Raw genomic sequence first — 18,466 nt, forward strand, 5'->3', positions numbered from 1 at the left:
ATCTCAACAAGCCTTAGGCCGGCACCAATTGCGGCTCCTGCCGGGCCGAAATCCGGGCGATCAAATCAAGTCAGGTAGCGGAGTTAGTTGTGGCGGCGGCCCGCAAAACCGGCGCAAGGCCCGTTTGAATATCGCTGAGAAGCAGCGTTCAGAAGGGGCTCAGAATTTGTATGCCATGCCGATACGGAGGTCATGGGAGTGCAACTTCACATCTATTTCGGATGCCGACAATTCCTTGCTGCCAAAATCGGTATAGCGATATTCTGCCCGCCCGACCCATTGGTCGGAGAATGCGTATTCTGTACCGAGACCCAACGTCCAGCCGACATGGGTACTGGTCCCGCCACTGTCAAATACGGTACCGTTGTCAAAGCCTTTGTACTCGATACTGCCAACCGCCACACCACCTGCTATGTAGGGGAGAAACCGGTCGACCGCATAGCCAAGGCGCGCGCGTACCGCGCCAGACCATTTCAAGTTCACATCGCTCTGAAACTCTGGATCAAACGGATCCCCGGCGTCTGTGAAGTAACTGGCCCCGCCCTTCATGTCGCTGTAGGTGACGTCAGCGTCCAGGCCGACAACCACATTGTTGGACAACTGGTAGTTATAGCCGACGTAGACGCCGCCGATGAAACCATCAACCTTGGGGCTGGTGGTGTCGCCATCGCTGTAAGTCGCGTCCGACTTACCCCAACCGTAGCCAGCCTGTAGGCCGACATAACCGCCGGTCCATACGAAACCGGCGGGTACCGCTTCCGGGGCAATTGCATCTGCTGCAAAGCCGTTGCCGGCAATCGCGAGAAGAAAGGCTGAAGTGAGCAGAATGCGTTTCATCGGAAATCCCCGGTTACCAAGAACATAACACGGTCGCTCTGGATTGGGAGCAAGGGACAAGCATTTAACACCGCGTGTTGTATCGTCGCCACAATGCTACTTGGCGGTGCGGCCTAAAATGCGTTTAGGCCGGCCTAAAATGCGTTCAGGCCGATGTATAGGTTCTTCAGGCAGCCGGGCGACGCGCCAGATCAGGGAGCCGGTCCGCGCGCCGGATTTCGTCTGCATCATTCACGTCGCCTTGCCGACTGCCGCGTCCGGTTCCAGCTCGCCTTCGGAAATATCGTCGAACGAGGCGTAGTTCATGGTGTAGAGGCGTGCGTAGAGGCCTTTTCTTGCCATCAGCTGTTCGTGGTTGCCGCTTTCGACGATCTCGCCGTTCTGCAGCACGATGATGCGGTCGGCGCCGCGGATGGTGGCCAGACGGTGGGCGATGACCAGTCCGGTGCGGCCTTCGAGCAGTGTTATCAGCGCCTTCTGGATCAGCATCTCGGTATAGGAATCGATGCTGGCCGTGGCTTCGTCGAGCACCAGGATCTTTGCATCGGCGACGAGTGCGCGCGCAAAACTGATCAGCTGGCGCTGGCCGAGCGAGAGGTTACCGCCGCGCTGCTCGAGCTCGGTGTCGTAGCCATCGGGCAGGTTCTCGATGAAATCATGCGCGCCGACGGCCTGCGCGGCGCGCACCACCTCCTCGCGGCTGGCTGATGTCTTGTGGTAGCGGATGTTCTCCAGCACCGAGCCGGAGAACAGGAATGGCTCCTGCAGCACCATGGCCACCTGATCGCCGAGCGAATCCTGGGTCAGGTCACGCACATCATGGCCGCCGACCAGAACCTCGCCTGACCAGACATCGTAGAAGCGGTGCACCAGCGCCATCGAGCTCGACTTGCCCGACCCGGTCGGGCCGACAAGGGCCACGGTCTCGCCCGGATTGACGCGAAAGGAGATGTTCTTCAGCACCGGCTGGTTGTGCCTATAGCCGAAGGTGACGTTCCTGAACTCGACCGAGCCGTCCATGTCGCGCGACAACGCCACCGCACCTTGCCTGTCGCTGACGTCCACCGGCACGTCGAGCACTTCGGAGATGCGCTGGCCCGAAGCCATGGCGCGCTGCATGACGCTGTACTGCATGGTCAGCGAGCGGATCGGGTCGAAGAAGCGCTGGATGTAGAACAGGAACGCCACCATGACGCCGATGTCGAGGCTGTGCGACAGCACCATCGAACCGCCGACGACGATGACCGTCGCCATGGCGATGCCGGTCAGCGTGTCGACGATCGGCACCATCACCTGCGCGTATTTCGCCGACGTCAGATGGGCATTGAGATTGGCCAGCACCTTCTCGTCGTAAAGGTCGAAATTGACGTGCTGGCGCTCGAGGCTCTGCACGGTGCGCACGCCATGGATGCCTTCGGCCAGCGCGCCGTTGGCGATGGAATTGGTTTCATGCGCGGCCATGAAGGCGACCTTGGCGCGCGGCAGCCAGAACAGGCGCACGATGAACAGCACCGGCATGGTCGACAGCGTCAGCAGGCCGAGGCGGAAGTCGAGCCACAAAAGCACACTGACGATGCCGAACAACAGCACGATGTCGCCTACAGACATGACCGACGTCTCGAGGAATTCCTGCATCGAATTGACGTCGCCCTGCAGGCGCGACATCAGCCGGCCAACCTCGGTCTTGTCCATGAAGCTCAACGAGACACGCTGCAGGTGGCTGAACATGGCGCGGCGCAGGTCGGACAGCACGTTTTCGGCCACCTTGCCGACGACGCTTTCCTGCACATAGCTGGCGGCGTAGTTGATGAGGATGATCGCAGAGAAAGCGCCGATCGCGGCGATCATCACCGACTGGTCGAGCCTGCCCGCCGTCATGCCGTGGTCGATGGCGTAGCGGATGACCAGCGGGATCGCCAATTGCGTCAGCGTGAACACCAGCACCGCGGCGACCGAGATGAAGATCCGGCTCTGATACGGCTTCACGAAGCTCCAGATGCGCCTGACAATGCGCGGGTCGTAGGCCTTGCCGAAGACCTCTTCCTCATCGCGGTGCGAGCCGACGACCGCCTTTGTCGGCCGGCCGCTGGTGTCTTCCTTGTCGTCGTCGCTTTGTGTCGACATCACGCGGCTCTATCTCTTTAGTTTTGACGCAATTCCCAAGGGAAAGCGGCTACGCGCTTTTCCCGGGAAAACCGGTTTCCACTTTTCCTGGAATTGCTCCCGCCACGACAGGCCGGTCGTCGTCGGGCCGCAACTGCAAATCGTAGAGCGCGCGATAGCGCCCACTGAGCGCCAGCAGTTCCTCATGCGTGCCGCGCTCGACGATCCGGCCGCCCTCGACGAACAGGATCTGGTCGGCATGCATCAGCGAACTCAGCCGGTGCGAGATGATCAGCGTGACGCGATCCTTGGCGAAGCGCTTCATGGCCGCCCGGATCCGCTGCTCGGTGCCGGCGTCGATGGCCGCGGTGGAATCGTCGAAGACCAGCACCGATGGCCGCAACATCAGGCTGCGCGCGATGGTCAGGCGCTGCCGCTGGCCGCCGGAAAGCGATGCGCCGCGTTCGCCGACGACCGTGGTGTAACCCGCCGGGAGCCCGATGATGTAGTTGTGCAACTGGGCGTACTCGGCGGCCTGCCCGATGCGGGTCTCGCGCGCCCAGGGATTGCCATAGGCGATGTTGTTCTCGATCGAGGTGGTGAACAGGAACGCGTCCTGCTGCACGACGCCGACGGCCTTGCGCAGCGATTGCAGCGTCACCTCACGGATGTCCTGGCCGTCGATGGTGATCGTGCCCGAGGTCACGTCGTAGAAGCGCGGGATCAGGTGCGCGATGGTCGACTTGCCGCTGCCGGGTGGGCCGACAAGGCCGATGGTCTCGCCGGACCGGGCCTCGAAGGAGATGCCGGACAGCGTCGGGCGGCCGCCCGCGCCCTCATAACGGAAGCCGACATTGTCGAAGCGCAGCACGCCGTCGGTGACGACGAGGTCCTTGGCGCCGGGCGCGTCCTCGATGTCGAGCTCGGCGTCGAGCAGTTCGAACAGCCGGGTGCCGCAGGTCGAGGCGCGCGCGAAGGAGTTGACCATCAGCCCGAGCTGGCGCACCGGCATCTGCAGGATGGTCATGAAGGTGAGGAACTGGGCCAGCGTACCGACGCTGATCTGGCCTGCAATCACCTTCTGGCCGCCGAACCAGAGCACCAGGCCCATGGCGGCCAGGAACGAGAAGTTCATGGCGCTGGTGTTCGAGACGCGGATGTCGACGCGCTGATCGGCAAGCTCCAGCGCCGACAGCTTGGCGCGGTCGAATTTTTCCAGTTCATGCCGCTGCGCCGCAAAGGCCCGCACGACGCGGATGCCACCGAGGTTCTCATCCATCACCCGGCTCAGCACCGAAAGGCGCTCCTGCAAAGTCAGCCAGGTGCTGCGCAGTGCCAGCTGGGTGACCGAGGACCGCCAGGCGACGAACGGCACGAAACTCAGGCTGAGCAGCCCGAGCACGAGATCGGTGCTGATCAAGAGATAGGCGCCGACGCCGATCAGCACGCCGAGCAGGACGACGCGCAGGATGCCGGTGGAAAAGAACATGCGCACGCCGTCGAGATCGAGCAGGCCGAGCGTGATGAGATCGCCGGTGTGGACCCTGTCGTGGTAGGCGAAGCTGAGGCGCTGGATCTTCTCGTAGAAAGCCAAGCGCAGTTCATAGCCGGTGCGGTGGCCGACGGCCTCGCCATAGTAGTTCTGGGCCATGGTGAAGAGGCCGCGCAGGATGCTGACGACGAGCAGCGTCAGCGCCGTGTTCCACAGCGCCTGCTCCGCGGCAGCTCCGGCACCCGCGGCCATCACGCCCTGCGCCTGGTCGATGGCGCGTCCCAGCAGGCGCGGAATGAAAAGCTGCAGCGTCGCGGCGATGAAGGTCGAGACGATGGTGATGGCGACCTGCCAGGGATGGCGCAGCGTCATGCGCACGATGCGGAGCAAGGTGCTGAGGCCCTTGCCCCAGGAGGCTTCCGCCACATGGGCAAACGATTTGCCGCGCTCCGGCGCGCCGCCGATTGCTTGCGTGTTCAAGGGAAATATCCAAACCAATCCGGATGTTAGCCCGGACTAATGAAGCAGACTCAATTCAGATGGCGCGATGGTACGCGTGTCCGAGTCGACCGTTCAAGAGCCAATTCTTGTATCGCGCTGTGCCTGAACGGAAAGCGAGCATGCGGCTGTGACCCGGCCCAGTGGCGGAATCCTGCCGATCTTGCTGAAGGGCGTTGGCCGGACGAGGCCAGCACCCGGCTGTAGGCAAGCGACGGCCGGACGGCATGCGACCTTCCATCCGGCCGGAATCCGGTCTGCTAGGCAGGTATCAGGACGGCGATACGATGCACGCCGACCTCCTTGCTTGTATTCGTCGACTCGTCGGTCTTGCCCTTGGCGCAGGTGTACATGTCACCTTCCTTGAGCTTGAATTCCTTGTCCGCTTTCTTGATCGTGAATGTACCGGCGGTAATCGTGCAGACCATATCGTTGACCATCATCGTTGCCGGAGCGTGTGCTCCGGGCTGAAACACCACGTCGACAATTGCGATGCTCTTGTAGGCGGGAATGTCGGAGTTGCCGGTGCTGACCTCAACCATCCTGACACCGGGCGCAATCTCCTTGCCTTCCTTCGGGCCGTATTTCTTGACCTTCGCGGACGCCACCAGGGTGAACAGAGGCGTTATCGCGGCAGCCGTCACACCGAGAGCAATTGCAGACCTGCGATTCATGGTTTTCATCGCATCCTCCCACATGTTCGTCACGAACGAATGTGCATGACTGCTATATATTAGCACAAACGCATTTAATTGTACGCAATGCCGCAGTAGAGCGCCGGCCGGCGACCGGATCGCGCGGTAGCGGTCCATTTCACAGGACCATGCCTTCTCCCGACAACTCGTCGATGATCGGGCAGTCCGGCCGCTCGTCGCCCTGGCAGTACTCGACCAGGTGATGCAGCAGATCGCGCAATCCGACCAACTCGGCGATCTTCCTGTCGATCTCCACCAGCTTGGCTTCAGCAATTGCCTTGACGTCGGCGCTCTCGCGGTCCTTGTCGTGGTAGAGCGACAGCAACTCACGGCACTCGTCCACCGAGAACCCCAAGCTTCGAGAGCGCTGCAGAAACCGCAGCCGGTGAACATCAGCCATCGAATAATCGCGATAGCCATTGCCTGTCCGGGCCGGGCTCAAAAGGCCGATATCCTCGTAGTAGCGAATTGTCTTGGACGGCAGACCTGATTTTTCGGACGCGATACCAATGTTCATCGTGAGAAATCTCCGTGTCACACGGACGGTAAGGCTTCCGGTTGATGGAAGGTCAACACACCGGCGGAATTTTTACATGCCACCACCGCAACCATCTGACAGGTCCCAGACGTCGACGATCTGCTTGCCCGTGAAGTCGTGCTCGTGGATCAGGTATTTCGCCAGGCCGCCATACGTCTTCCAGCGCCAGCATGGGCAACAGCATGGCCCTTTCTCCTCGGAATTGGCCATCGCGTAGTCATGGGCCTTCTGTTCGTCGCCGGTGAGTTTCGTGTCGTAGTAAGGGATCATCTTCTGCGCGATGCCCGCCGGGATGTCGTAGGGATCGCTCGGGATCATCGCGATGGCGCGGTATTTGGTCAGGCCGTTCACCTGCTCGACATAGCGCTTCATTTCCATCGGGCTGCAACATGAGCCCGTGATCCGCGACATCGCCGGCATGGTCGCGATCGATTCCGTGAACTTGGCCGAGCAGGTGCTGTTGCCGTTCTGGCTAAGATCCTTGAAACGCTTGGCTAATTCCGGATCGTCGGCAGCGTTTGCCAAACCCGAATCCTTGAAAAGTCCCGCAACCATTGCGGCGCCGAAGACACCGCTCAGAACGACCATTCGTCTGTTTGGGCACATTGTTCGGATCATGGCGAACCTCCGTTCTCGGCTCTCAGCCGATTCGTGTGAAAACTGGAAATTGCTCAAGCAACCAGAATGAGAATGTCGACATCTGCCCCGTAATCATGGCGAGCCCCATCGCGACCATGACTGCGCCTGCCGCGGGCTGCAAAACCCGACCCGCCTGGCGCATCGCCTTTAGCCGCCGGGCCAGACTGTCGGTGAACAGCGCGGCAAGAAGGAACGGAACGCCAAGGCCGAGCGAATAGATCGCAAGCAAGGCAACGCCGTTGGCGACGGTGGCGGACGCCGCACCGATGGTCAGAATCGAACCGAGAATCGGGCCGATGCAGGGTGTCCAACCAAACGCGAAGGCAAGGCCGAGGGTATAGGCTGAAATCGCGCGTCCGCCGGGCAAGTCCGCATGAAACCTCGCCTCGCGCATCATCCAGCCCGGGCGAATGAGCCCGATGAGAAAGAGGCCGAACAGCATGACAACGGCGCCGCCGACAAGGTTCAGTTCAACGCGGTAGCTGAGCAGCAGCCGCCCCAACGCGGTGGCGCTCGCGCCCAGCACGATGAAGACCGTTGAGAATCCGAGCACGAAGCACAAGCTCAGGCCAACAGTCGACAAGCGGGCTGCGGTTGTTTGATTGGGTGCACCGTTCATTGGTGTTCTGCCAGCCACATACGAAACGTAGCCTGGCACCAGCGGCAGCACGCACGGCGAAAGAAACGAGACAATGCCCGCTGCAAAGGCGGCAAGAACGCTAATGTTGGATATCGCGGGCATCGCTCAGCTCTTCAACCATAGGCTCACTTGCCGGCCCTTGCTTGCCTGATCAATTTCTTCATGGTCGCAAGATCGGTCGCACCCGGAAAAATCTGATCGCCAACGACGAAGCCCGGCGTTCCCGTGATCCTCAGCGCCTGGGCCAGCTCCACATTGCGGTCGATCAGCGCCTGGATGTCCGGCTGCTGCATGTCGGTCTTCATGCGCTCAACGTCGAGCCCGGCCTCGGCGGCGATCTTGAGCACGACCGCCTCTGTCACCCTTGTCCTGGACCCAATGAGCGCCTTGTGAAACGCCGTGTATTTGCCTTGCTTGTCGGCGGCCAACGCTGCCTTGGCCGCGAACAAGGAATCCGGGCCGAGGATGGGGAATTCCTTGTAGACGATTTTGAGCTGCGGATCGTCGGCCACGGCCTGCTCCATCACCGGCGCCATTTGGCGGCAGTAAGGGCAATTATAGTCGAAGAATTCGACCAGGGTGACGTCGCCTTCGGCGTTGCCGCCAATCGGGCTCTGCTTGTCGCGGAAGATGTCGTCCGCGCGCGCTTTGAGCACCTGCTTTGCCTGGGCTGCCTCTGCTTCACGCTGGCGCTGGTCCAGACTTTGCAGCGCCTGCATGAGAACCTCCGGATGCGCGAGGATATAGTCGTGGACGCGTTGATCGAACTGGCTCTGGGACATTTCGTCCGCGGCGATCGCCTGGCTGTGAAAGCCGGGACCGAGCGCGAGCCAGGCCGTTGCAATGACCAGCATGAGGGAGCGGGCCATTTTGCCGGCAACTCCGCCGAATTGCCCTGAATTATAAGCCATGGGGTTCTCCTTCCTTCGGATGATGCTTCAGAAAAGGCTCTTCAATTTCGCCAACCAGCCAGCTTCCTGCTCGTGATGCGGACGCTCCAGGTTATTGGTCAGGGCATTGACGAAGGTGACGAGATTGATCGGTGCGAAATCCAGGCCATGGAAATTCGCGCGCCAATGGCCCTCCTTGTCGATCACATGGGTGACGATGCCGTGCGCCTGAATGCCGTCGTCCGTTTTGGTGAACTTGTGGCCGAAAGCTTCCGCCAGCCTGCGGGTGGCATCTTCCGGTTGGTCCGGGGCCGTGGTCAGGAACAACCAATTGACAGGGTCGAGGCCATGCGTTGGCCCGTAGTTGCGCATGACGTCCGGCGTGTCTCGCGTCGGATCGGTGGTGATGCTGACAAAGGTGACCTGGCCCTTCATCGGGGTGCCGTTCACCATCTTCTGGATTTCTGCGATTTTCTCGGCATGCAGGGGGCAAACGTCCGTGCACGATGTGTAGATGAAATGCAGGACCACGACTTTGCCGCGCAGATCAGCCAGACGAACGACGCGTCCTTCGGCGGTGCGTAGCGTGAAATCTGGTGTTGGCCTGTCGATCGGCTGGAAATACTTCTCGTCCCCCTGAAGCATGGTGTCGAGTTCTTCGAGCGAGTGAGCTTGCGCGCCATGTACCAGGCCTCCAATCAGCGTCGCCACCGCGATCAGGCTTCCGAGCAAGTGCATACATCCGTCCCAAGCCGACGAAGCGTGCCTTGGCTTGTATTCGACCTGGCCGAACATCAACCATTGCCTTTCAGATCGGCGGGGATTGGGTTCGGATCGTCGACAGCTTTTTTTTGTGACGCGTCATCGGTCTTGCACGATCGACCGGTCATCCGGTGCATGCACAGGCCAAGCGCGCACATGGCAACGCACGGCAAAACGCTAAGAAGCAGCGGCGCGATGCCGGCGGCGACCAGCCAGGCCCAGTTGAATGCAAGGCCGGCGACGGCGGCGGCCGCCGCCGCCGCGATCAGGCCGCGCCGGCCGCCAAGATAGTGGCGGACAGCGGTAAAGGCGTCACGGCTCGATGCAGTTTGCGAGGCCGGGGTCGATCCTATGATGGTCATGGCGGTTCCTTTCTCAATGGACAGCAAAATGGCTGCGGATGAAGTCGACCATGTCGGGCGAATCCCATTCGGCCGGGCCGATCAGTCGTCCGATTTCCTTGCCCTGGCGGTCGACCAGCAATGTCATGGGAAGGCCCGGGGCGCCGAGCGCGAACATCGCCTTGCCCGACGTGTCGATGTTGAGGGCGAGATGCGCGATGCCGATCTCGGCGAAGATTTTTTTCACCTTGTCCGGGCCGCCGCGATCCATAGACAACGCGACGACCTCGAAGTCCGGCCCGCCGAGTTTGGCCTGCAGCCTGTCGAGCGTCGGCATTTCCTTGCGGCAGGGCGCACACCACGTCGCCCAGATGTTGAGCAGCACGACCTTGCCGGAAAAATCCGCGAGCGTTCTGGGTTGCCCGTCGCCGTCCTGGAACTGGATTTCCGGGAGCGGCTGCGGCGTTTCTTGAACAGCAAAATTCTGCGGCGGCTCGCCGGCGGTCGCGGGCGGGGATGCCGCCAGCAACGCACCGAAGAGGGCGAGAGCGGACAGGAACGTCATCGCGAGCCAGGTTCTGGCCGGGCGATCGGACATATCGGCAGACATCGCGGTTGCCTTTCAGTCCGTCGCGTAGACAGTGGGCGCCCTGCCGTCCTTGGTGAAGGCGTAGACGACGAAGGGGCCGACCTTCTCGCCACCCATGCCGGGGGCGCCGGTCGGCATGCCGGCCAGCGTGATGCCTGATATGGCGGGCCGTTCGGTCAACAGCTTCTTGACGATATCGACCGGCACCAGGCCGTCGACGACATAGCCGTCGACCATCAGCGTGTGGCAGCCTTCGAGGTCGGCCGGCACGCCGGCATCGCTGCTGATCTGGGACAGGTTGTTGACCGGCTTGATGTCGACCTTGAAGCCGTTGTGTTCCAGATAGTTGGCATAGGATTCGCAGCAGCTGCATTGCGGGTTCTTGTACATCACCGCATTGATGGTCGCCGCGACAGCTGGCAGCGGCATGGCGATCGCGACCGCGAAGGCGGCGAGGGAGTAAGTCAGTTTCATTGCAGTTCTCCTTGTTGTTTCGACGTTGTTTGACGAGAAAATCAGGTCACTCGAAACACCGTCATGAGGCCGGCCATCTGGTGGTCGGCGACATGGCAGTGCAGCATCCAATCGCCGGGATTGTCGGCGACGAAGGCGCATTCGATCGTGTCCTTGGGGGCGAGCAGCACCGTGTCCTGCCATTGCCGGTGCGGCACCGGCGAACCGTTGCGCGCAAGCACCAGCATGCTGAAGCCGTGGATGTGCATTGGGTGCCACCAGGCGGTTTCGTTGCGCATGGTGAGGTGACAGGTTGCGCCGCGCGGCAAGGTGAACTGCGGCGCCATGCCGGCGTGGCCGTCACCGGTCATCGACATGCCGTTGATCGCCCAGGCCGCGCCACCATTCATGCCGGGTGTCGCCATGCCCATCATGCCGCCGACGCCGGCGAGCTTGCCACCACCCATCATGCCGCCTTGCAGGACGATCTCCTGACGTTCGGCTTTGGCAAGGTCGGGTTCAGGCAAGGGATTGCGCGGCAGGCCAGGCGACACGTCGAGAGGATGGGCTCGCAGCGACGATGCGGTGTCGTAGGCAAGCGTGGTCAGCGTGTAGGCGAGACCGTCATAGAAGTCGTCGATCACCGCGTAGCGCTTGCCGGGGTCGCCCTGCATGTCGAGCACGATGTCGATGCGCATGGCCGGAGCCAAGATCAGACGGCCGCCCTCCGGCTCATGCGGGTCGCAGGGTTGGCCATCGACTGCCACGACGACCGGGCGGTGGCCCTCGAAGCGTAGCGCCATGATGCGGGCGAGCGAGGCATTGGCCAAGCGCAGCCTGATCCGCTCCCCCGCCATCACGCTCTGATCGATTGGAACCGTGCCATTGATGGTGACGATATTGCCGATGCGGCCTGACATCGCCGCGTCCATTGTGCTGCCGAAGCCCGGCGCCATCTGCCCATCGGCGGCGAGCCGCCAGTCCTGCAGCAGCCACAGCAGGTCGCGGTCGACGGCAACGGGTTCGGCCTCCTCGACAATGAGGGCGCCGGCGAGCCCGCGGCCGAGCTGGACGAGGCTGTTGGCATGCGGATGGTACCAGAACGTGCCGGCGTCTGGCGGGGTGAATTCATAGACGAAATCTGTCCCCGGCTTGATCGGCGGCTGTGTCAGGCCGGGCACGCCGTCCATGGCGTTTTGCAGGCGGATGCCATGCCAGTGGACTGTCGTGTCCTCGTTCAACCCGTTCTCGACGACGATGCGGGCGGGCTGACCCTGGCGTAAGCGCAGCATCGGGCCGGGGACCGTCCCATCATAGGTCCAGACAGGCGTAAGCGGACCGCTAGCGCCGGTGAACATGGCCTGGCCTGGCGCGATCCTGACGCGGCGCTCATCGACGGCGGATGCCATCGACGATACGGGGCGCACTACGGTGGCCGCCGCAACGCCCGCCGCCGCGAGGACAAACCTGCGGCGTGAAATGGAATGACGGAAATCGATACTCACTCTCAAGCCCTTTGCGATCTCGATCGACGGCGAGCCGCTCGACGTCGAATTGCCGTGTGCTCGCCGGCGCAAAGCGCCAGCGGCAATCAAACGCCAGAAATCAGCCGCGAGGCGGCTGAAACTGCGTCAGACGAGATCGGTGGATTTGGGAGGGAATGGGTCGGGCACGGAACTTCGCCCGTGACGGAACGGGGTCGGCAGCGCCGACGGCAGCGATGCCCGGACTACGGCCATCACCGCGAGCTCGAGCGGCAACACCGCGAGCACCGGTGCGATGCAGGTCGGCGGACAATGCATCGGCTTGCCGCTGTCGGCGGCGCCCTTGAGGCACGCGCTGCAATCGCCATTCATGGCGGTGTCGGCCATCTTGGCCATGCCGGTGCCGGCAGGCATGGTCATGCCGCTGCCAGTCGTCATCATCATCTTCGCCGACATGACGCTCGCCTGAGCGGCAGACAGGCTGAACCCGGCGGTCAGGAATACCGCGAGCAGCATGACAAGAACATGTTTTGGCGACCGGCGTGCCATCATCCGTCTAGGCTGGCCTCAAAAGATGGCATTTGCAAGCTGGATTCCAATGCTGCGACAATCCCGGCATCGCATCGCGCCTGAAGAGGATCCGTGCTGTTGCGGGCCTTCGGACTGCCGGTGATCCGCTTACAAAGCCTGGCCATGCCGCCAGCAGGCGATCAGATGGCCGGCTGCGACCTCCATGGCCGGCGGCTCTGCCTTTCGGCAGTCGGGCAGGACCAGGGGGCAGCGGTCGGCGAAGGAGCATCCCGTGTTCGGGGTGCCAACGGCCTCGATCTCGATGGGAGCGGATGTCTTCGGCTCGGCCTCATTGGAGGACGCGGCCAGCAGCAGCTCGGTATAGGGGTGATTGGGGCCTTGGAAAATCTGGTCGGAGGAGCCGGTTTCGACGAGGCGGCCGCGATAGAGCACGCCGATCCTGTCGGCCATGTAGCGCACCACCCTGAGGTCGTGGCTGATGAACAGATAGGTCGTGTCCTTGTCGCGCTGCAGGTCGTTGAGCAGGTTGAGAACCGTCGCCTGAACCGAGACGTCGAGTGCGGAAGTGGGTTCGTCGAGCACGACGACCTTCGGCACGCCGGCGAAAGCCCGCGCGATCGCCGCCCGCTGCCGCTGGCCGCCGGAGAGCGAGCGCGACTTCTGCTCGGCCGTGGCGCCGGCGAGGCGAACCGAGGCCAGCAGGTCGCTGACGCGGGCTCTCACCTCACTGCTGCGCAGCCCGGCGAGCCGGCGCAGCGGGCGGCCGAGGATCCTGCCGATCCGCTGGCGCGGATTGAGCGTGCGGTCCGGCGACTGGAAGACCATCTGCACGTCTCGGCGTTCGGCAAGGTTTCTCTTCTCGACACGTGGCGCGACCGTCCTGCCAAACAGCTCGACCGATCCGGCGTTGGGCGTCTGCAGACCGGTGACGATCCGTGCCAGGGTCGATTTGCCGGAACCGGACTCGCCGATCAGCCCGAAGGTTTCGCCCTGGCCTATGTCGAGATCGATATTGCTGAGCACCGGCTGGCCGCCGAAAGCATGGCTGATGCCTTTGCAGGCGATCGCGATCCGGCGTTCTTTCGGCGCGCCGGCGTCTTCATCCTGGGCGGTCGGGTGCGATGGCACGCCGTCCGCCTCCGCCAGTCTTCCATCCCGCTTGGTGTAGTTGAGCGCCGGAATCGAGGCGATGAGCGCCTTGGTGTAGGCGTGTGAAGGGTTGTCGAAGACATCGCCGGCGGCGCCGCTTTCGACCACGGCCCCCGCCTGCATCACCGCCACCCGGTCGCAGGAGCGGCGGATCATGTTGATGTCGTGGCTGATCAGCAGGATGCTGGTCCTGTGATCCTTGCGCAGGTCATGCAGGATGGCGATGATCTCGGACTGGACGCTGGCGTCGAGCGCCGTCGTCGGTTCGTCCAGCACCAGCAGCGACGGATCGAGCGCAATGGCAATGGCGATGTTGGCGCGCTGCTGCATGCCGCCGGAGAGTTCGTGCGGATAGAGCCCCAGCACCCGCTCCGGATGGCTGACCCGAACCCGGCCCAGCAGTTCGGCGGCACGCCCGCGGGCCTCGTCGAGGCGCACCGGGCGGTGCCGAATGATCGTCTCGGTGATCTGGCGGCCGATCGTCATGCTTGGATTGAGGGCCGCGCCCGGATGCTGGTAGACGGCCGCGATGTGATTTCCCCTGAGCCGGCGCAGCTGCTCGGCGGAGAGGTCGCGGATTTCGCGGCCCTGGAATTCCAGCGCTGACGCCGCGATGCGGGCGTTCTTCGGCAGATAGCGCAATATGGCGAGCGCCACCGAGCTTTTGCCCGATCCCGACTCGCCGACCAGGCCGAGCGCTTCGCCTTCGCCTATGTGCAGCGACACGCCGTTGACGGCGGGATGCGATCCCTTGCGCCCGTCATAGGCGATGGACAGCTGGTCGACGTTCAGAACCGAGGAGGACATGGGGACTTGAAACCACTTTCTTCGCGGGCTGCGATCGAGGGCAATCGCTTCCGCTTTCGCAATGCATTATCTCTATAAAATTACTCGGATTAAGCCGGAGCGCAATCTACCTTTTATCGCTCAGGAGAGATTGTCGCCGCTTGCCGAGGCAGCGCGACGGTCTCCGGAGCAGATCTGGAAGGAGGCCGGCATGGCTCGAGACCACATGATCCTCAGCGCATTTTTCTTCAACCCGCAGGGCGATCATCGGATGTCATGGCGCCACCCGCGGGCGCCGGGCCGGGAGGTGCTGGATTTCGAGTTCTACCGCGACCTCGTGCAGGCGGCCGAGCGCGCCAGGATCGACACGATCTTCGTCGCCGACCACGTGTCGATCTGGGATTCGGTCAAGAGCGGCGTTGCCCACTATGCCAATGCCCGCCTCGAACCGCTGACGCTGCTCTCGGCGCTGGCCGGCGTGACCAAGCATATCGGCCTGATCACCACGGCGTCGAGCTCCTACAGCGAGCCCTACAATGTGGCGCGCATGTTCGCCTCACTCGACCATATCAGCAAGGGCAGGGCGTCGTGGAACGTCGTCACCTCGGCCATGGATGAGGAGGCGCGTAATTTCGGCCGCGACGGCAATATCGAACATGCGTTCCGCTACGAGCGCGCGGCCGAATTCCTCGATATCGTCAAGGCGCTGTGGGACAGCTGGGAAGACGAGGCGCTGCTGATCGACAAGGCGTCAGGCTATTTCGCCGACCCCGACAAGGTTCATCCCATCGATCACAAGGGCAAGCATTTCAAGGTCCGCGGGCCGCTCAACGTCTCGCGGCCGCCACAGGGCCATCCGCTGATCGTCCAGGCTGGCTCCTCCGAGGACGGCAAGAACTTCGCCACCGCCCAGGCCGATGCGCACTTCGCCATCTACAGCACCAAGGAGGATGGCATCAAATATCGTCAGGACATCAACGAGCGTCTCGCCCGCCACGGCAGGCGGCCGGAGAGCTTCAAGATCCTGCCCGGCATCCTGCCGATCGTCGCGGCTTCAGAGGCGGAAGGGCGGGAGAAGCAGGAATACCTGCAGACCTTGCTGCCCGATCAGGTCGGCATCGACCTTTTGTCCAGTTGGAGCGGGCTGGACCTGTCGGTGTTCCCGCCGGACGGGCCGCTGCCGCCGCTGCCGGACGAGAGCACGTTCAATGGCGGGCGCACATCGCTCAACCGGGTCAAGCAGTGGGCGAAACAGAATCTCAGCCTGCGTGAGATCGCCCGCAAGCTCGCCAACAGCGGTTCGGTGCCGACGGTCGCCGGCACGCCGGTACAGATCGCCGATCAGTTGCAGGACTGGTTCGTTTCGGGTGCCGCAGACGGCTTCAACCTGATGTTCCCGCTGCTGCCGGAGGACTGGGTGAACTTCGCCGAACAGGTGGTGCCGGAGCTGCAGCGCCGTGGCGTGTTCCCGACCGAATACGCGCCGGGAACGCTGCGCGACCGCTTCGGCCTGGCGCGGCCCGCCAACCGCTTCGCCGAGCAGCGCGACAATGCGCGCGCCGTGTCCTGACCGGGAGAACAATCATGACTGTCGCACCAAGATTGCAGCCGCGCGAAGCGACCACGCCGCAGCTTGTCAACGTCCTGCACAGCCCCAAGCGCGTACGCGTCAAATTCGGCGGCCGCACCATCGCCGACAGCCGCAACGTGCTGGTGCTGCGCTCCAACCATTTCCTGCCGATCTATTTCTTCCCGCCGTCAGCGGTCGACCCGTCGGTGCTGAAACCCTCGCTGCATCGCGAGCCGCACCCGGTCGGTGGCGAGACCGCCTATTGGGATATCGACAGCGGTGACAGGCGCAGTGCCAACGCGGCGTGGTCGTTCGTGTCGCCGCCGGATGAAAACCTGTCGCCCTTGGCCGGGCGCATCGCCTTCACCTGGAAGGCCGTCGACCAATGGTTCGAGGAGGAAGAGGAAGTCTTCGTCCACGCCCGCGATCCCTATGCACGCATCGATGTGGTGCAAAGCTCGAGCCATGTGCAGGTCTGGTTCGACGGCGAGCCGATCGCCGACAGCCACCGCCCGGTGCTGCTGTTCGAGACGCATCTGCCGACGCGTTTCTATCTGCCCGCGGAAGACATCCGGCTGGAGCGGCTGACGGCGTCCAACTCAACGACGCGATGTCCCTACAAGGGCATCGCCTCCTATTGGTCCGGCCTGCTGAGCGACGGAACGGTGCGCCCGGACATCGCCTGGAGCTACCGGGATCCCATCGAGGAAATGCCTAAGATCAAAGGACTCATCGCCTTCTATCCGCAGGCCGTCGACCGCATCCATCTCGACGGTGAACCCGTCGCATAGCTTTTCAATCTTCATTTCGGAGCAGGGGTTTAACATGACCAAACACAGAGATATCGACGCAGTTCGCAATCTGTCGGGGGACATCTGGAATGTCGCCGTCGACGAATATCAGGGCGGCTTTCTCAAACGCCGCGATCTCCTGAAATACGCAGCACTGCTCGGCCTGACCGGCTTTGCCGCCTCGCAGGGGCTTGGAGGTGCACGCGCCGCGACTGCTGCCGGCGGCACGGTTCGCGTCGGGCTGGGTCAGCCGACCAAGGCCATCGATCCGGTTTCGGTCACCGATCCGGCCAGCATCGGGGTGATCAGCCAGGTCGGCGAATATCTGATCCTCGACGATCCGAAGGACGGTCTGCAGCCGAAGCTCGCTCTGTCCTGGGAAGCCGATGAGACGGCCAGCCGCTGGACCTTCAAATTGCGGCAAGGGGTGAAATTCCACGATGGCCGCGCAGTTACTGCCAGGGATGTGGTGGCGAGCTTCGAGCGGCTGGTCGACCCGGCCAGCGGCTCGTCGGCGCTGTCGGCCTACAAGGGCATCCTGTCCAAGGGCGGCGCCAAGCTGGTCGACGACGAGACGGTCGCCTTCGATCTCGACGGTCCCAACAGCAACTTCCCCTTCTATGTCTCCTCCGACGTCTACAATGCCGTCATCCTGCCGGCCGACTATGCCGGCGATTTCGAGAAGAACTTCAACGGCACCGGTCCCTTCAAGCTCGAATCCTTCCGGCCCAAGCAAGGCGCCAGCTTCGTTCGCAACCCGGACTATTGGGGCGACAAGGCGCTGCCCGACCGGGTCGAGATCAAGTTCTTCGACGACGAGCAGGCGCAGGTGCTGGCTTTGCAGGCCGGCCAACTCGACGTCATCCCGAGCACGACGCGCCTGGAACTGGCAATCGAGGGCAATCCCAATTTCAAGCTGCTGAGCGTGCAGGCAAGCTCGCATGACCAGGTGCATCTGCGCACCGACCAGGCGCCGTTTACCGACAAGCGCATCCGCCGCGCGCTGGCACTCACCATCGACCGCGAGGCGGTGGTCAAGGGCTTGCTGAAGGGCCGCGCCATCGTCGGCAACGACACGCCGTTCGCGCCGATCTTCCCCTCGGCCGATCCGTCGGTGCCACAGCGCAAGCAGGACATCACCGAGGCCAAGCGGCTGCTTGGCGAGGCGGGCGTGCCGAACGGCTTCGAGGTGACGCTGACCACCGAGCGCGCCTATGACATTCCCGATTACGCGGTGATCATCCAGAACTTCGCCAAGAAGGCCGGCATCGACGTCAAGCTCAACGTCCTGCCGCAGGATGCCTATTACGGTTCGGCGACCTTCGGCAGTTCGCCATGGCTCGATTCGGTTCTCGGCATCACCGACTACGGCCATCGCGGCACGCCCGATATCTTCCTCAACGCGACGCTGAAGAGTTCGGGAGCCTGGAACGCGGCGCATTTCAACAACCCGGCCTATGACGCGCTGCTGCTCGACTACTCGAAGGCGCGCGACCTCAACGCCCAGCGCCTCGTTGCCGGCAAGATCCAGACCTTGCTGCTCGACGAGACGCCGGCGATCATCAGCTACTTCTCGCAATACAGCCGGATCGTCAGCGCGAAGGTCGAGGGCGTGCGCTTCACCGCGATCTCGCATCTGCTGCTCGACCGCGTTTCCTTCGTCCAGGCATGATCGCGA

Annotated in this window: 18 protein-coding genes; 3 read left to right on the forward strand and 15 right to left on the reverse strand. The window is 62.9% G+C overall.

The annotated features are described in order from the left end of the window. Positions 1 to 159: 159 nt before the first annotated feature. The 15 genes from FCU66_RS07585 to FCU66_RS07655 all read right to left on the reverse strand — a co-directional run bounded on the left by FCU66_RS07585 (position 160) and on the right by FCU66_RS07655 (position 14,448). Positions 160 to 837 carry an outer membrane protein gene (locus tag FCU66_RS07585; RefSeq protein ID WP_136616290.1) on the reverse strand — a complete coding sequence of 226 codons (678 nt, stop codon included), beginning with the start codon at positions 835 to 837 and terminating at the stop codon, positions 160 to 162. A 231-nt stretch (positions 838 to 1,068) separates the two neighbouring features. Beyond that, complete coding sequence (locus FCU66_RS07590; RefSeq protein WP_136616291.1) at positions 1,069 to 2,961, reverse strand: ABC transporter ATP-binding protein; 1,893 nt, start codon at positions 2,959 to 2,961, stop codon at positions 1,069 to 1,071. A gap of 49 nt (positions 2,962 to 3,010) precedes the next feature. Next, on the reverse strand, positions 3,011 to 4,912 hold the full coding sequence (locus tag FCU66_RS07595) for an ABC transporter ATP-binding protein (protein WP_136616292.1): 1,902 nt from the start codon (positions 4,910 to 4,912) through the stop codon (positions 3,011 to 3,013). Positions 4,913 to 5,190: 278 nt separating this feature from the next. Beyond that, entirely contained in the window at positions 5,191 to 5,613 is a 423-nt protein-coding gene (locus tag FCU66_RS07600; RefSeq protein ID WP_136616293.1) for a hypothetical protein, read from the reverse strand. A 130-nt stretch (positions 5,614 to 5,743) separates the two neighbouring features. Beyond that, positions 5,744 to 6,142, reverse strand: coding sequence for a Cu(I)-responsive transcriptional regulator (gene cueR / locus FCU66_RS07605; RefSeq protein ID WP_136616294.1), 399 nt, complete (start codon positions 6,140 to 6,142; stop codon positions 5,744 to 5,746). 72 nt (positions 6,143 to 6,214) lie between these two features. After that, the gene (locus tag FCU66_RS07610) at positions 6,215 to 6,688 is read right to left on the reverse strand and encodes a hypothetical protein (RefSeq protein WP_246093824.1); all 474 of its coding nucleotides are present in this window, start codon (positions 6,686 to 6,688) and stop codon (positions 6,215 to 6,217) included. 115 nt (positions 6,689 to 6,803) lie between these two features. Further along, a complete protein-coding gene (locus tag FCU66_RS07615; protein ID WP_136616295.1) occupies positions 6,804 to 7,544 on the reverse strand; it encodes a cytochrome c biogenesis CcdA family protein in 741 nt (246 codons plus the stop codon). Positions 7,545 to 7,567: 23 nt separating this feature from the next. Continuing rightward, positions 7,568 to 8,353 carry a DsbA family protein gene (locus tag FCU66_RS07620; RefSeq protein ID WP_136616296.1) on the reverse strand — a complete coding sequence of 262 codons (786 nt, stop codon included), beginning with the start codon at positions 8,351 to 8,353 and terminating at the stop codon, positions 7,568 to 7,570. Positions 8,354 to 8,380: 27 nt separating this feature from the next. After that, a complete protein-coding gene (locus FCU66_RS07625; protein ID WP_425462843.1) occupies positions 8,381 to 9,127 on the reverse strand; it encodes an SCO family protein in 747 nt (248 codons plus the stop codon). After that, entirely contained in the window at positions 9,127 to 9,456 is a 330-nt protein-coding gene (locus FCU66_RS07630; protein ID WP_246093825.1) for a hypothetical protein, read from the reverse strand. Before FCU66_RS07630 ends, FCU66_RS07625 begins: the two co-directional genes overlap by 1 nt. A 13-nt stretch (positions 9,457 to 9,469) precedes the next feature. Continuing rightward, positions 9,470 to 10,045: a TlpA family protein disulfide reductase gene (locus FCU66_RS07635; RefSeq protein WP_246093826.1), complete on the reverse strand. Its 576-nt coding sequence runs from the start codon at positions 10,043 to 10,045 to the stop codon at positions 9,470 to 9,472. 12 nt (positions 10,046 to 10,057) lie between these two features. Then, a complete protein-coding gene (locus tag FCU66_RS07640; RefSeq protein ID WP_136616297.1) occupies positions 10,058 to 10,498 on the reverse strand; it encodes a DUF411 domain-containing protein in 441 nt (146 codons plus the stop codon). Between the two features lie 41 nt (positions 10,499 to 10,539). Further along, positions 10,540 to 11,976 (reverse strand): multicopper oxidase family protein, encoded by a 1,437-nt coding sequence (locus FCU66_RS07645; RefSeq protein WP_136616377.1) that lies wholly within the window; start codon positions 11,974 to 11,976, stop codon positions 10,540 to 10,542. A 132-nt stretch (positions 11,977 to 12,108) separates the two neighbouring features. Next, a complete protein-coding gene (locus FCU66_RS07650) occupies positions 12,109 to 12,477 on the reverse strand; it encodes a hypothetical protein (protein WP_246093827.1) in 369 nt (122 codons plus the stop codon). Positions 12,478 to 12,639: 162 nt separating this feature from the next. After that, on the reverse strand, positions 12,640 to 14,448 hold the full coding sequence (locus tag FCU66_RS07655; RefSeq protein WP_136616299.1) for a dipeptide ABC transporter ATP-binding protein: 1,809 nt from the start codon (positions 14,446 to 14,448) through the stop codon (positions 12,640 to 12,642). Between the two features lie 190 nt (positions 14,449 to 14,638). On the opposite strand from FCU66_RS07655, the gene FCU66_RS07660 reads away from it, so the two are divergent. From FCU66_RS07660 to FCU66_RS07670, 3 genes are read left to right on the forward strand one after another with little or no spacing between them, the layout of a single operon-like run. Next, positions 14,639 to 15,997: an LLM class flavin-dependent oxidoreductase gene (locus FCU66_RS07660; protein WP_126069960.1), complete on the forward strand. Its 1,359-nt coding sequence runs from the start codon at positions 14,639 to 14,641 to the stop codon at positions 15,995 to 15,997. 14 nt (positions 15,998 to 16,011) lie between these two features. Next, positions 16,012 to 16,788 carry a DUF427 domain-containing protein gene (locus tag FCU66_RS07665; RefSeq protein ID WP_136616300.1) on the forward strand — a complete coding sequence of 259 codons (777 nt, stop codon included), beginning with the start codon at positions 16,012 to 16,014 and terminating at the stop codon, positions 16,786 to 16,788. 34 nt (positions 16,789 to 16,822) lie between these two features. Then, a complete protein-coding gene (locus tag FCU66_RS07670) occupies positions 16,823 to 18,460 on the forward strand; it encodes an ABC transporter substrate-binding protein (protein ID WP_136616301.1) in 1,638 nt (545 codons plus the stop codon). Positions 18,461 to 18,466: the final 6 nt, after the last annotated feature.

The sequence above is a fragment of the Mesorhizobium norvegicum genome (assembly GCF_004919685.1).
GTDB classification, from domain to species: Bacteria; Pseudomonadota; Alphaproteobacteria; order Rhizobiales; family Rhizobiaceae; genus Mesorhizobium; species Mesorhizobium norvegicum.